Annotated in this window: 13 protein-coding genes; 7 read left to right on the top strand and 6 right to left on the bottom strand. The window is 60.5% G+C overall.

Features of this window, described 5'->3' with window-relative positions; all coding sequences use genetic code 11:
• Positions 1–10: 10 nt before the first annotated feature.
• Genes mnmE through ACP15I_RS08355 form a run of 5 tightly spaced genes read left to right on the top strand, consistent with a single transcriptional unit; the run spans position 11 to position 5,506 of the window.
• The gene (mnmE, locus tag ACP15I_RS08375) at positions 11–1,300 is read left to right on the top strand and encodes a tRNA uridine-5-carboxymethylaminomethyl(34) synthesis GTPase MnmE (protein ID WP_424974701.1); all 1,290 of its coding nucleotides are present in this window, start codon (positions 11–13) and stop codon (positions 1,298–1,300) included.
• A 13-nt stretch (positions 1,301–1,313) separates the two neighbouring features.
• Positions 1,314–3,173, top strand: coding sequence for a tRNA uridine-5-carboxymethylaminomethyl(34) synthesis enzyme MnmG (gene mnmG, locus ACP15I_RS08370; protein WP_424974700.1), 1,860 nt, complete (start codon positions 1,314–1,316; stop codon positions 3,171–3,173).
• 8 nt (positions 3,174–3,181) lie between these two features.
• On the top strand, positions 3,182–3,784 hold the full coding sequence (rsmG, locus tag ACP15I_RS08365) for a 16S rRNA (guanine(527)-N(7))-methyltransferase RsmG (protein WP_424974699.1): 603 nt from the start codon (positions 3,182–3,184) through the stop codon (positions 3,782–3,784).
• The gene (locus ACP15I_RS08360) at positions 3,777–4,583 is read left to right on the top strand and encodes a ParA family protein (protein ID WP_424974698.1); all 807 of its coding nucleotides are present in this window, start codon (positions 3,777–3,779) and stop codon (positions 4,581–4,583) included. The genes rsmG and ACP15I_RS08360 overlap by 8 nt, the downstream gene beginning before the upstream one ends.
• Before the next feature lie 11 nt (positions 4,584–4,594).
• Positions 4,595–5,506 carry a ParB/RepB/Spo0J family partition protein gene (locus ACP15I_RS08355; protein ID WP_424974697.1) on the top strand — a complete coding sequence of 304 codons (912 nt, stop codon included), beginning with the start codon at positions 4,595–4,597 and terminating at the stop codon, positions 5,504–5,506.
• Positions 5,507–5,509: 3 nt separating this feature from the next.
• Here the strand turns inward: ACP15I_RS08355 and ACP15I_RS08350 are convergent, their stop codons facing one another.
• The 5 genes from ACP15I_RS08350 to rph are packed head-to-tail and all read right to left on the bottom strand — an operon-like array spanning position 5,510 to position 8,733.
• Positions 5,510–5,863: a YbaN family protein gene (locus ACP15I_RS08350; RefSeq protein ID WP_424974696.1), complete on the bottom strand. Its 354-nt coding sequence runs from the start codon at positions 5,861–5,863 to the stop codon at positions 5,510–5,512.
• The gene (gene hemW, locus ACP15I_RS08345; protein ID WP_424974695.1) at positions 5,860–7,023 is read right to left on the bottom strand and encodes a radical SAM family heme chaperone HemW; all 1,164 of its coding nucleotides are present in this window, start codon (positions 7,021–7,023) and stop codon (positions 5,860–5,862) included. The genes ACP15I_RS08350 and hemW overlap by 4 nt, the downstream gene beginning before the upstream one ends.
• A gap of 5 nt (positions 7,024–7,028) precedes the next feature.
• Positions 7,029–7,406, bottom strand: a complete 378-nt coding sequence (locus ACP15I_RS08340) for a RidA family protein (protein ID WP_424974694.1) — start codon at positions 7,404–7,406, stop codon at positions 7,029–7,031.
• Positions 7,403–8,020, bottom strand: coding sequence for an RdgB/HAM1 family non-canonical purine NTP pyrophosphatase (rdgB, locus tag ACP15I_RS08335; protein WP_424974693.1), 618 nt, complete (start codon positions 8,018–8,020; stop codon positions 7,403–7,405). The genes ACP15I_RS08340 and rdgB overlap by 4 nt, the downstream gene beginning before the upstream one ends.
• Positions 8,017–8,733 carry a ribonuclease PH gene (gene rph / locus ACP15I_RS08330; protein WP_424974692.1) on the bottom strand — a complete coding sequence of 239 codons (717 nt, stop codon included), beginning with the start codon at positions 8,731–8,733 and terminating at the stop codon, positions 8,017–8,019. The genes rdgB and rph overlap by 4 nt, the downstream gene beginning before the upstream one ends.
• Before the next feature lie 156 nt (positions 8,734–8,889).
• Here rph and hrcA point away from each other — a divergent pair, with 156 nt between their 5' ends.
• Both hrcA and ACP15I_RS08320 read left to right on the top strand, forming a co-directional pair.
• Positions 8,890–9,933, top strand: a complete 1,044-nt coding sequence (hrcA, locus tag ACP15I_RS08325; RefSeq protein ID WP_424966567.1) for a heat-inducible transcriptional repressor HrcA — start codon at positions 8,890–8,892, stop codon at positions 9,931–9,933.
• 13 nt (positions 9,934–9,946) lie between these two features.
• Positions 9,947–10,540 (top strand): nucleotide exchange factor GrpE, encoded by a 594-nt coding sequence (locus tag ACP15I_RS08320; RefSeq protein WP_424966129.1) that lies wholly within the window; start codon positions 9,947–9,949, stop codon positions 10,538–10,540.
• 92 nt (positions 10,541–10,632) lie between these two features.
• Here the strand turns inward: ACP15I_RS08320 and mutS are convergent, their stop codons facing one another.
• Complete coding sequence (gene mutS / locus ACP15I_RS08315; protein WP_424974691.1) at positions 10,633–13,284, bottom strand: DNA mismatch repair protein MutS; 2,652 nt, start codon at positions 13,282–13,284, stop codon at positions 10,633–10,635.
• Positions 13,285–13,352: the final 68 nt, after the last annotated feature.

Raw genomic sequence — 13,352 nt, 5'->3', positions numbered from 1 at the left:
GGACACGGCTATGGACACGATCTTTGCGCTGGCCACGGCGCCGGGCAAATCTGGTGTCGCCGTGATACGGATCAGCGGTCCCAGCGCCTTGGTGCTGGGGCAGGCTGTTGCAGGGTCTTTACCCGCGCCGAGGTTCTCTGCCCTCCGTAATCTGACAGATCGGGACGGGGAGTTTCTGGACCAGGCATTGGTGTTGTGTTTTGCGGCACCGAATAGCTTTACCGGCGAAAACATCGTTGAATTTCAGATACATGGGTCGCAAGCGATCATCTCGGCACTGCTTGCGCGGTTGTCTGAGTTCGACGATGCCCGTCTCGCGGAACCCGGGGAGTTTACACGGCGAGCTTTGGAGAATGACCGCCTGGATCTTGCACAGGTCGAAGGCCTTGCGGATCTCATAGAATCCGAGACCGAGGCGCAGAGGAAACAGGCGCTCCGGACGTTCTCAGGACATTTGGGGGCAAAGGTCGAGGCATGGCGTGCCTCGTTGATCCGGGCTATGGCTTTGCTCGAAGTAACGATCGATTTCGCCGATGAAGAAGTTCCAGAGGATGTCTATCCGGAAGTTGGGGCGCTGCTGTCCGATCTGGCGCGGGACTTCCAGTCTGAGATCGATGGCAGCTACGTTGCCGAGCGAATTCGAACCGGGTTCGAAGTAGCCATTATCGGGGCGCCTAATGTGGGCAAGTCAACTTTGCTCAATGCGCTGGCCGGGCGGGACGCGGCGATTACGTCTCACATTGCTGGAACAACGCGCGATGTTGTCGAAGTTCGGATGGATCTCAAGGGTCTTCCGGTGACGATGTTGGATACCGCCGGTCTTCGAGAGACCGCAGATGAGATCGAGCAGATCGGCATCTCCCGCGCGCTGGAACGAGGATCCCGCTCGGACTTGCGCGTGATTCTGACCGAGGATGGTGCTTTGCCGATCGGGGTTGATGCACTCTCCGACGACCTCGTTGTTCATGCGAAAGCGGATCTTACGGCCGAGGTTACCGACCTATCGGTGTCGGGTAAGACCGGTGCCGGGGTGAGCTCTTTGATCGATGCCATACATGCGCGGCTCTCGGATCGCGCGATTTCGGTCGGAACAGCAACGCACGCGCGTCACAGGGTTGCATTCGAAAACGCTTCGACCTCCATTCAGTCTGCGCGCAGTGGAATTGCCAGTGACCTGCCGGTCGAGTTGGTGGTAGAAGACCTGCGTCAAGCAACCAGCTATCTCGAATCTCTCGTCGGACGCATCGGTATCGAAGATGTGCTCGGCGATATTTTCTCCAGTTTTTGCCTCGGCAAGTGAGGGAGTGTTTCACGTGAAACAAACCGACTTCGATGTGATTGTAATCGGTGGCGGCCATGCCGGTACTGAGGCAGCTGCTGCTTCAGCGCGGCTGGGTGCTCGCACGGCCCTCATTACGTTGTCGCTCGACAATATCGGGGTCATGTCCTGCAATCCGGCGATTGGGGGCTTGGGCAAAGGCCATCTGGTGCGCGAGATCGATGCCATGGACGGTGTCATGGGGCGCGTGGCAGATAAGGCAGGAATTCAGTTTCGACTTCTGAACCAGCGGAAGGGACCAGCTGTCCAAGGACCCCGTGCACAAAGTGACCGCAAGATTTATCAAAGGGAAATGCGGCGGGAGATGGAGTCTCTGCCATCGCTGCAACTGATAGCGGGCGAGGTGGCTGATCTCATCCAACAGGGAACTGCGATTGAGGGCGTCGTTCTCGCAGATGGAGCAGAGATTCGTGCGAGCTCGGTTATCGTTACAACGGGAACTTTCTTGCGCGGGGTAATTCACATCGGTGATCGGAGTTTCTCCGGCGGCCGGATTGGAGATCGGCCTTCGATCAGACTGGCTGAACGCTTTGATAGTTTTGACCTGCGCCTGGGGCGACTGAAAACCGGGACTCCGCCAAGGCTTGATGGACGAACTATTGATTGGTCGTCTCTGGAAAGTCAGCCTGGGGACGTCGACCCAACGATGTTCTCATTCCTGTCGTCGGCACCGACCGCGCGGCAGATTTCCTGCGGGATCACCCATACAAACCCACATACGCACGATATCATCCGGCAGAACCTCGATCGCTCAGCGATGTATGGCGGGCACATCGAGGGGGTAGGGCCCCGATACTGTCCATCCATCGAAGACAAGATTGTCCGGTTCGCTGACAAGATATCTCACCAAATCTTCCTCGAGCCCGAGGGACTCGAGACCAATACAGTATATCCGAACGGGATCTCGACCTCCTTGCCGGAAGATGTTCAGAATGATTATGTGCGAAGTATCAAAGGGTTGGAGCAGGCAGAGATTCTGCAGCTAGGTTATGCGATCGAGTATGACTATGTGGATCCCCGAGCTTTAGATCATACTCTGGCGGTTCGGGGATTGAACGGACTGTACTTGGCGGGACAGATCAATGGAACAACAGGGTACGAAGAAGCTGCGGCGCAAGGCCTTGTCGCGGGATTGAATGCCGCACTTGCCCCAGATCGCAACTTTGTTCCAAGTCGATCGACGTCGTATATCGGGGTTATGATTGATGATTTGGTCACCCATGGTGTCGCTGAGCCGTACAGAATGTTCACGTCTCGCGCTGAGTATCGCCTCGCGCTGCGCTGCGACAATGCAGATCAAAGGCTGACGCCGCTCGGTATTGAGCTGGGATGCGTTGGACCTGAGCGGAGCAAGGTATTCTCTCGGAAGAGTGAGGCGCTGCGTTCAGCACTCGACTTGCTCAACGAGCGCTCTCTAACACCCAAGCAAGCGAACCTAGCGGGTCTTCATGTGAATGAGGATGGCCGTCGTCGCACAGGATTGGATTTGCTTGCATTGCCGAGCGTAGGCTTTGATCAGTTATCTGGCATTTGGCGGGAGCTTGAGGTGGAAGCGTCGGTTGCCGCCCAGGCTAAGATCGAAGCAACTTACGCGCATTATGTTGCGCGTCAGCAGCGGGACGTTGAAGCAATGAAAAAGGATGAGGCGCTCGAACTGCCGATAGATCTAGATTATTCAACGATTGCGGGGCTGTCGAACGAGGTGCGTCAAAAGCTCGAGGCGGCTCGTCCAGATAATCTCGGGCAGGCTGCCCGGATTGAGGGGGTGACACCGGCCGCGCTGACGTTGATTTTGTCGTCCGTACGCAAGCGCTCCTTGCGCAAAGCTGTTTGAGTCTGGGAATGGTCTTGCAGGATGTTTCACGTGAAACACGCGAACGGCTCCAGATTTACGAAGCTCTTACCAAGAAATGGACGAAGAGGATCAATCTGATTGCTCCGAGTACTGTGCCGGAACTGTGGGAACGCCATATTGTCGATTCTGCCCAACTGTATGAGTTTATCCCTCATTGTGTCGAAAGCCTCGTAGATTTCGGATCTGGAGCCGGGTTTCCAGCGATGGTTCTTGGAATCCTCGCGTCTGAACAGCGTCCAGAGTTCACTGTGACCTGCGTCGAATCTGACAGCCGAAAGGCGGTTTTTCTCAGGACTGTCGCTCGCGAAGTCGGTGTTAATGTCAGAGTTCTCAATGACCGTGTTGAAGCGATAGAACCCCTGGAGGCAGATCTTGTAACAGCTCGGGCATTTGCCGCGCTTCCTTCACTGTTGGACGCATCCGAACGGCACCGGAAGCCTGAAGGCGTTTCTCTGTTTCCCAAGGGCAAATCTTATGAAAAGGAACTGGCCGCAGCGCGGAAAATGTGGGATTTTGATTTCAAGGCCCACCCCAGTCAAACCGAGCCGGGAACCGTTATTCTAGAAGTTGGAGCTTTCGCGCGTGTCTGAATTTTCGCACCAACCCCGCTCGCGTGTTATTGCGATTGCCAATCAGAAGGGGGGGGTTGGCAAAACGACGACGGCGATCAACCTGGCAACAGCTTTGGCTCTCTCAGGTAAATCGGTGCTCATTATCGACCTTGATCCGCAGGGAAATGCGTCCACCGGTCTGGGATTTCCGCCGGAGGAGCGGACGCTGTCAACCTATGACCTCCTTATTGAGAACGCGTCGATCGCTGATGTTTCACGTGAAACATCAATCGACAACCTTTACCTTGCAGCGGCGACGACCGACCTGAGCTCGGCGGATATCGAGCTCATTTCCAATAGCCGTCGTGTGTTCAAACTTCGGACGGCTTTGACCCAGCTCTCTAATATGCCTCAGAGGATCGACTATGTTCTGGTCGATTGCCCTCCAAGCCTGAACCTTCTGACGATCAACGCAATGGTGGCGGCGGATTCCGTGCTCGTACCGTTGCAAAGCGAATTCTTCGCGCTCGAAGGGTTGTCTCAGTTGCTGATGTCTGTCCGCGAGGTGCGCGAGACGGCAAACCCGAAACTTCGGATCGAGGGTGTTGTCCTTACAATGTACGATCGCAGGAATAATCTGTCGCGGCAGGTTGAAGAAGACGCGCGAGAGAACCTTGGTGACCTTATTTTCAAGACGATTATTCCAAGGAATGTGCGCGTTAGCGAGGCACCTTCTTATGCGATGCCGGTTATCAAATATGACCCGACATCGCTGGGGTCGCAGGCCTATCTAGGCCTTGCCGAAGAAATACTCGAACGTCACAGCCTGGTTGCCTGAGAGGGAAAGAGATGAGCGCAGACAAGAAAGCGGAACGTCGCGGGCTCGGGCGTGGCCTGTCAGCTTTGATGGCCGATGTGAATATCGGCACCCCTGAGAACGCAGATCAGGCCCCCGCGGAGCGTGCAACAAGCGCGGATCTCCGTGTTCCCATTGAAACGGTCCGGCCCAACCCGGATCAGCCCCGTCGCGTTTTTCTGCAGGAAGACTTGGACAGTCTTGCGGAATCGATCCGGGAAAAGGGCGTTCTTCAGCCATTGATCGTGCGCAAGGACCCGGACGACGCGGAGATGTACCAGATCGTTGCGGGCGAACGCCGTTGGCGCGCGTCTCAGCTCGCGCAGCAACACGATATTCCTGTTCTGGTGCGCGACTTGTCCGACACGGAATCTCTGGAAGTCGCGATTATCGAGAACATTCAGAGGGCGGATCTCAACCCTGTTGAAGAAGCGCAGGGCTATCGTCAACTCATGGACCGCTTCGGACACACTCAGGAGCGTCTGGCACAAGCTCTAGGTAAAAGCCGCAGTCATATAGCCAACATGTTGCGTCTGATGTCGTTGCCCGAGGATGTTCTGGACTTCCTTGCCGCCGGTGACCTGACCATTGGTCACGCGCGCGCGCTTATCACCGCGGATACGCCCAGTGCGCTCGCGCGGGAGATCATTCAAAAGGGTCTGTCTGTACGGGATGCTGAGCGGCTGGCCAAAGGTGTGACGGCGAAACCCCCGACCGCGAAGAAGCCAGCTTCCGGTAAACTCGAGAAAGACGCCGATACCCGGGCTTTGGAGCTCGACCTTGGTGCCAATCTGGGAATGCCCGTCTCGATTGACCACAAACCGAACGGGGAATCCGGCGCTCTGACGATCAAGTATGGATCCCTGGACGAACTGGATGACCTGTGTCGCCGTCTTGGCGGGTGAGCTCTAGTCGCTCGGTCGCGACCAGATAAATATCGAAACGAGGCTCAGAACGACAGCCTGGATCGCGAGGACGTAGGGCGCAACGCCGAGGATCAGACTGATCGAAAAGGCGGCCAGAATAGACGCACTGGCCATCCATTTTGCACGCAAGCTGATGGCGCCGCGTTCCTGCCAGTCGAGAATGGGTTGTCCCAATCTTGGATGCTCAATGAGCCAGAGGTGCAGCCGATCCGACCCTCGCGCGTAGCAGAATGCCGCGAGGAGCAGAAACGGAACCGTGGGCAAAAGGGGGAATACGATCCCGATAACCCCAAGTCCAAGCGCGGCCGAGCCGCCCGTGACCCAAAGAACCCTCATGTATGCGCCACCAAAAGCTGCCGCAGGACTGCGTTTAACACCATCATACCGGAAGAAGTGGCGCGCAGCTGCGTTCCGTCCAGTTTCAGAAGACCGGTTTCGATCAACTCGTTGAGGGGTTCCACAGGAAGGGCATGTCCCGAGAGCGCTTCATATCGGTCCGTTGAAACACCGTCATGAAGGCGCAGCCCCATCATCAACATCTCATCGGCTTGATCTGCGAAGGGAATTCGGGAACGCGGGGTTTCACCGTTTCCGGTCTTCTGAACCGCGTCCAGCCATTTTTCTGGCGAGAGATGGGTTGAGGTCGCCCATTTCCCGGACGTGAGCGACAGGCGTCCATGCGCCCCGGGACCGACCCCTGCGTAATCTCCGTAGCGCCAATAGATCAGGTTATGACGTGACATGGCATCGGGGCGGGCATGGTTTGAAACCTCATAGGCGGGCATGCCCGCCACCCCGCATATCTCCTGCGTGCGCTCATACATGTCGGCGCCGAGATCCTCGTCCGGCAGGCCCGGGAGCCGTCCAATGGCCGCGCGTGCGCCAAACGCCGTGCCGGGCTCAATGGTGAGCTGATAGAGCGACAGGTGGTCAACCGCCATATTTAGAGCCGTTTTGAGCTCAGCCTCCCAATCCTGCAGGGTCAGGTCTTGCCTGGCATAAATCAGGTCAAAGCTCACCCGATCAAAGCAGTCCCGCGCGATGTCAAAGGCCTTGCGGGCCTCGGCGACGCTGTGCAGCCGACCCAAAGCCCGCAGGTCGCGATCGTTCAGCGCTTGCACCCCCATGGACACGCGGTTGATCCCGGCATCCCGATACGCACGGAAGCGTCCGGCTTCGACAGAGCTTGGATTCGCCTCCAAGCTCGTTTCGAAACTGTTCGAGGTCCGCCAAGTGGCCCGGATCCGATCCATCAGATCCGCCACCAAGTCGGGATCCATCAGAGACGGTGTGCCGCCGCCAAAGAACACGGTATCCAGCGTCCGACCCTTGGTTTCCTGACCGACGCGGTCGATTTCAGAGAGCAACGCGGTTCGCCACAGATCCTGATCAACGCGATCGCGGACATGGCTGTTGAAGTCGCAATAGGGGCATTTGGAGGCGCAGAACGGCCAGTGCAGATAGAGCCCGAAGCCGCCATGCTGCCAATCCTCCATCGCGGCTAGCCTTTGAACGCCGTAACTTCGATCTCGATCAGCATTTCGGGCTCCAGCAGCCCGGCAAAGACCATAGTGGCGGCCGGACGGATCTCACCCAGGGCGGCGCCAAGAACGGGGATGACCTTCTGGGCCAGCGCGCGGTCCGATAGCGTGTATTGGACCCGGCAGATCGTATCGGGGCTGAAATCAGCTTCCTCTAGGACACTAAATATCGTTTTAAAACAATTACTTGCTTGGTCTTCGACGCCCAATGGCAAGCTCATGGTCGTGTAGTCATACCCGGTGACGCCCGACAGGAAGCACCAATCCCCCTGTACAACCGCCCGGGAGTAGCCAATTTCGGCCTCAAAGGGCGATCCTGAGGATATCAGGCGTCTCATGACCCCTCCGGAAAACACGCCGCCTTGAACTTCGCGAAAGCATCGGCGCGGTGGCTGATCTTGTTCTTCTCCCACCGGTCCATCTCACCAAAGGTAATGTCATAGCCATCGGGCTGGAACACCGGATCATAGCCATGTCCCTGATCGCCGCGCATAGGCCAGACCAATTGACCATCCATGGTGCCGGGAAAAACGTGGTCCGTCCCGTCGGGCAGGGCGAGCACCAGCGTGCAGCAGAACCGTGCCCGCCAAGGGGTTGCGGCGCCCTTCGCCAAGAGCGCGTCATGCACCTTGGCCATGGCCATCTTGAAATCGCGTCCCGTCGGGGTCTCGGCCCAATCTGCCGTGTAGACACCGGGCGCACCGTCGAGTGCGTCGACCTCCAACCCGCTATCATCGGCAAGGGCGGGCAAACCGGTCTCTTTCGCGGCGTAATGAGCCTTGATCCGGGCATTGCCGACAAAGGTCGTTTCGGTTTCCTCGGGTTCCGACAGACCATGCTCGGCCGCCGAGGTCACGGCGATGCCGTAAGGCTCCAGCAGATGGGCAATCTCTTCGATCTTGCCCTTGTTGTGACTGGCGACGAGCAGGGTCTTGTCGGCAAAGAGGGTCATTGGCCGACGGCCGCTTTCTGAGCTGCAACCAGCTCTGCGACACCGGCTTCGGCCAGATCCATCAGCGTGTTCAACGCATCGCGCGAGAAGGGTGCGCCCTCGGCAGAGCCCTGAACCTCGATCAGGCCCCCAGATCCGGTCATCACGAAATTCGCGTCCGTGCCGGCCTCGGAATCCTCGGCGTAGTCCAGATCGAGGACGGGCTGACCCGCGTAGATCCCGCAGGACACGGCGGCTACGTGATCCATCAGCGGATCGGTGATGATGTCGCCGGTTTTCATCAGCTTGTTCACGGCCAGACGCAAGGCAACCCAGGCTCCGGTGATCGACGCGCAGCGTGTGCCGCCATCCGCCTGGATCACGTCGCAATCCACGGTGATCTGCCGTTCGCCCAGGGCGACCCGGTCCACACCCGCCCGCAGGCTGCGCCCGATCAGACGCTGAATTTCCTGTGTTCGGCCCGATTGCTTGCCCGCTGCGGCTTCGCGTCGCCCCCGTGTATGGGTCGCGCGGGGCAGCATGCCGTATTCCGCCGTGACCCAGCCCAGTCCGGAATTGCGCAGGAAGGGGGGCACGCGCTCTTCGACCGAGGCCGTGCACAAGACGCGGGTTTCGCCCATGGAAACCAGGCAGGAGCCCTCGGCATGTTTCGTGAACCCGGTCTCGATGGAGACAGCGCGCATTTCATTGACTTGACGTCCTGACGGTCGCATGACGATCCTTTCGCTATTTGCGCCAGATAGGCGCGCCCTTATCTAAATGGCAAGCCGTTGACGCCAGAGTTGGGCGTGAAATAAAAGAGCGGCCCCCAAGCCGTTCTGGTGAGCATGACAAAGGCGCGCGACCCGATGGATGACCGATCCCAGGTGATGGCAGAAATGAACGATCGCTCCCGCGAGGTGTTTCGCCGGGTGGTCGAAGGCTATCTGAGCTCGGGCGACCCGGTGGGCAGCCGCACCCTGACGCGCAGCATGTCGGAAAAGGTCTCGGCCGCGACGATCCGGAACGTGATGCAGGATCTGGAATATCTCGGGCTGCTCGACTCGCCTCATATCTCCAGCGGTCGGATCCCGACGCAGCTTGGTTTGCGGATGTTCGTGGACGGTTTGCTCGAGGTTGGGGATCTGTCGCGCGAGGATCGCGAGACGATCGAATCCTCGGCGGGTGAGAACAATGATGTGGGCACCTTGCTGGATCGTGTGGGCTCGGCCCTCTCGGGGATCACGCAAGGAGCGAGCCTTGTGCTTACGCCAAAGCACGAATCCGCGCCGATCAAGCATATCGAGTTCGTCAGCCTTGGACCGGACCGCGCTCTGGTGGTGCTGGTCTTTGCCGATGGCCATGTGGAGAACCGGGTGTTTTCGCCTCCGCCGGGGCAGACGCCGTCCTCCATGCGTGAGGCTGCGAATTTCCTGAATGCTCTGGCCGAGGGTCGCACCCTGTCCGAGCTGTCCGATGTCATCGGGCGCGAGATTGCGACACGGCGCAGTGAGCTGGACCGCATCGCCGCGGCGCTGGTCGAGGCCGGAACTGCCGTCTGGCAGGATGCGGGCGAATCGAGCGAGCGGTTGATCGTGCGGGGCCGCGCGAACCTGCTGGGCGATGGTCCGCCCTCCGAGGACCTGGAACGGGTGCGCGAGCTTTTTGACGATCTGGAACGCAAGCGGGATATCGCCGCTTTCCTCGATCTGGCCGAGACGGGCGAGGGTGTGCGCATTTTTATCGGTTCAGAGAACAAGCTTTTCTCACTTTCGGGTTCCTCTCTGGTCGTCAGCCCTTATATGAACGCGGACCGCAAGATTATCGGAGCCGTTGGTGTGATCGGACCGACCCGACTGAATTACGGACGAGTCGTTCCGGTGGTGGAGTATACAGCGCAACTGGTCGGCAAGATCCTGGGCGACCGGGCATAGAGGAAACGAAGAGATGGCAGACCCCAAAACCGAAGAAGACATTTTCGCTGAGGTCGACGCGGAGATTGCCGCGGAAGAAGAGGCCGCCAATGCCGAAATGGAAGCCGCCCTTGCGGAAGAGGGGCCCGATGCCCCCGGTCCCGGGGTCGAGGCGATCATTGCCGAGCGGGACGAGCTGAAGGATCGGCTCATGCGCTCGCTGGCCGAGGCCGAGAACATCCGCAAGCGTGGCGAGCGGGATCGTCGCGAAGCCGAACAATATGGCGGCTCCAAGCTTGCGCGCGACATGCTGCCGGTGTTCGACAACCTGCGCCGTGCGCTCGATACCGTTGATGACAGCCAGCGCGAGATCGCAGGCGGCATGATCGAAGGCGTGGAGCTGACCATGCGCGAGATCCTCAATGTCTTTGGCAAGCATGGCATCACGCCGATTGCGCCCGAAGTGGGCGATACGTTTGATCCGCAGCTTCACCAAGCGATGTTCGAAGCCCCGGTGCCGAACATTCCGGCGGGCGGCATCATTCAGGTCATGTCCGAGGGCTTCCTCCTCCATGACCGGTTGCTGCGCCCGGCTCATGTCGGGGTATCCTCGACCCCGGCAAGCTAAACGCCTCACAGATCGAAAAGCCCCCGCCGGTTCGTGCCGGTGGGGGCTTTTTTATGTCCGGAGCTCGCGATGAGGGACCGGAAACAGGCTCTTCACAAGGGTTTCTTGCCCGCCTCGTCTTCTGAGAGCGTCTTCAACTCATAGATCAGGTCTAGCGCCTCGCGCGGACTGAGCGCGTCTGGGGAGATCTCGGCAAGACGGTCTTCCACAGGATGCGAGGCCGGGGCAACCGGGGCCGGGGGCGGCGCGCTCGCAAAAAGGGGCAGATCCTCCAGCAAGGCTTTGGCTGGATTGCCGCCCTCCCGCTCCCCGGATTCCAGCGTGTCCAGCACCGCGCGGGCCCGGGCCACCACGCTCTCCGGCAGGCCCGCAAGCTTGGCCACCTGAACCCCGTAGGAGCGATCCGCAGCCCCGCGCCGCACCTCGTGGAGGAAGATCACGTCGCCCTCCCACTCCTTGACCGAAACCGTCGCGTTCTCGACACCGGGCAGCTGCGTCGCGAGGCCGGTCATCTCATGGTAATGGGTGGCAAACAGGGCCCGACAGCGGTTGACGCTGTGCAGATGCTCCATCGTGGCCCAGGCGATCGAGAGCCCGTCATAGGTCGCGGTGCCGCGCCCGATCTCGTCGAGGATGACCAGCGCCCGATCCCCGGCCTGGTTCAGGATCGCCGCGGTTTCGACCATCTCGACCATGAAGGTCGAGCGGCCCCGGGCCAGATCATCCGATGCGCCCACCCGGCTGAAAACCTGCGTGACGAGCCCGATATGTGCGGCCTCGGCGGGGACATAGCTGCCCATCTGGGCGAGGATCGCGATCAATGCGTTTTGCCGGAGGAAGGTCGACTTACCCGCCATGTTTGGCCCGGTCAGCAGCCAGATCGCAGCGTCATCCGCGCTCAGGTCGCAGTCATTGCGTACAAACGGGCTGCCGGTGGCGCGCAAGGCGGCCTCGACCACCGGATGGCGTCCGCCCGTGATCTCGAACCGGCGGCTGTCATCCACCTGCGGGGCGCACCAGTCTTCGTCGCGGGCGAGTACGGCCATGGCCGTCATCACGTCGAGCTCGGCGAGCGCGCGGGCGCAATCGGACAGAACCGCTGCCTGATCCAGGATCGCCGCGCGGAGCCGTTCGAACACGGCCTTCTCAAGGGCCAGCGCTCGGCCCCCGGCATTCAGGATCCGTGTCTCAAGCTCCGACAGCTCCACCGTTGTAAAACGCACCGCGTTCGCGGTCGTCTGACGGTGGATGAACCGCTCGGACAGGGGCGGGGACAGCATCTTGTCCGCATGGGTCGCGGTGGTTTCGATGAAATAGCCCAGCACATTGTTGTGCTTCACCTTTAGGGAGCTGACCCCGGTGACCTCGGCATAGTCCGCCTGCATCCCCGCAATCACGCCGCGCCCCTCGTCGCGCAGCTGGCGGGCCTCATCGAGTTCTGGCTCGAACCCGGAGGCGACGAACCCGCCATCCCGCGCCAGCAGCGGAGGTTCGGCAATGAGCGCCTCCTCCAGCAGATCGCACAGGGCGTCATGGCCGAAAAAGCGGCTCTTTGACTGGGCCCAGAGCGGGGGAAGCCCGTCCTCGGGCAGCGCTTCGGCCAAAGCCTCGGCTTGAGCCAGCCCGTTGCGAATGGCGGCGAGGTCCCGTGGACCGCCCCGTTCAAGGGCCAGACGCGACAGGGCGCGATCCATATCCGGGACCTGTGCCAGCGCGCTGCGCACTATGTCCAGAAGGTCAGGCGCCTCAAGCCCGTGCCGCACCCCGTCCAGCCGGCCGCGGATCACGTTCAGATCCGCCGAGGGGCTCGCCAGTCGCCGGGCCAGCAGCCGCGCGCCCTGGGCCGTCGCGGTCCGGTCGATCACCGACAGAAGCGCGCCGTCGCGCCCACCGGAGAGGGATTGGGTCAGCTCCAGATTGCGCCGGGTCGCGGCGTCGATCTGTAGGCTGCGCTGGGCGCGTTCCTTCACCGGCTTGCGCAGCAGGGGCAGCTTGCCCTTCTGCGTCAGTTCCAGATAGCCGACAATCGCCCCCATGGCCGACAGATCCGCGCGCTCGAAACTGCCGAACGCATCCAGATCCGCCACACCATAGAGCCGGCAGAGCCGCCCGACGGCGCCGGTGCTGTCAAAGCTCGCGCGGGAGATTTCGGTCGCGGCCGCCCGGTGCTCTTCGACGAGCGCGCGCAGATCGCTCTGCTCGGTCAGTAGCACCTCGCGCGGGGTAAGACGCGCCAGTTCCAGCGGCAGCCGCGCCGGGGGGCAGGCCATGACGCGGAACTCGCCGGTCGAGATATCGACCCAGGCCATCGCCGCCTCGTCCCGCACGACCGCGAAGGCCGCAAGGTAGTTGTTGCGCCGTGCCTCAAGCAGGCTGGCCTCGGTCAGGGTGCCCGGCGTGACCAACCGCTGCACCGCCCGTTTAACCACCGATTTCGAGCCACGCTTCTTGGCCTCGGCGGGATCCTCGATCTGCTCGCAGACGGCGACCCGAAACCCCTTGCGGATCAGGGTGAGCAGATAGCCCTCGGCGGCATGCACGGGGACGCCGCACATGGGGATGTCGTCGCCATTATGCTTGCCGCGTTTGGTCAGCGCGATGTCGAGCGCCGCCGCCGCCTCGACGGCGTCGTCAAAGAACATCTCGTAGAAATCACCCATCCGGTAGAACAGCAGCGCATCCGCGTGATCTGCCTTGATCTCCAGGTATTGCGCCATCATCGGCGTCACGGTTGTGCTGGCCACCTGCATCCCCCTTGCCCGCGCGCAGAGTATGCCTCTGCGCGCCGGTGCGAAAGTCGCAATCGCCCGTG

Source organism: Dinoroseobacter sp. S124A, from assembly GCF_049801015.1.
In the GTDB taxonomy this organism is placed as follows: domain Bacteria; phylum Pseudomonadota; class Alphaproteobacteria; order Rhodobacterales; family Rhodobacteraceae; genus Dinoroseobacter.
The sequence above is the reverse complement of the archived record's forward strand: the minus strand, read 5'-3'. Positions and strand labels throughout refer to the sequence as shown.

Excerpts from the sequence above, each read along its gene's own strand:
- ACP15I_RS08340 (WP_424974694.1), bottom strand. The coding sequence starts at position 7,406 with ATGAGACGCCTGATATCCTCAGGATCGCCCTTTGAGGCCGAAATTGGC.
- rph (WP_424974692.1), bottom strand. The coding sequence starts at position 8,733 with ATGCGACCGTCAGGACGTCAAGTCAATGAAATGCGCGCTGTCTCCATC.
- mnmE (WP_424974701.1), top strand. The coding sequence starts at position 11 with ATGGACACGATCTTTGCGCTGGCCACGGCGCCGGGCAAATCTGGTGTC.
- rsmG (WP_424974699.1), top strand. The coding sequence starts at position 3,182 with ATGGTCTTGCAGGATGTTTCACGTGAAACACGCGAACGGCTCCAGATT.
- ACP15I_RS08355 (WP_424974697.1), top strand. The coding sequence starts at position 4,595 with ATGAGCGCAGACAAGAAAGCGGAACGTCGCGGGCTCGGGCGTGGCCTG.
- ACP15I_RS08320 (WP_424966129.1), top strand. The coding sequence starts at position 9,947 with ATGGCAGACCCCAAAACCGAAGAAGACATTTTCGCTGAGGTCGACGCG.
- ACP15I_RS08350 (WP_424974696.1), bottom strand. The coding sequence starts at position 5,863 with ATGAGGGTTCTTTGGGTCACGGGCGGCTCGGCCGCGCTTGGACTTGGG.
- hrcA (WP_424966567.1), top strand. The coding sequence starts at position 8,890 with ATGGCAGAAATGAACGATCGCTCCCGCGAGGTGTTTCGCCGGGTGGTC.
- hemW (WP_424974695.1), bottom strand. The coding sequence starts at position 7,023 with ATGGAGGATTGGCAGCATGGCGGCTTCGGGCTCTATCTGCACTGGCCG.
- rdgB (WP_424974693.1), bottom strand. The coding sequence starts at position 8,020 with ATGACCCTCTTTGCCGACAAGACCCTGCTCGTCGCCAGTCACAACAAG.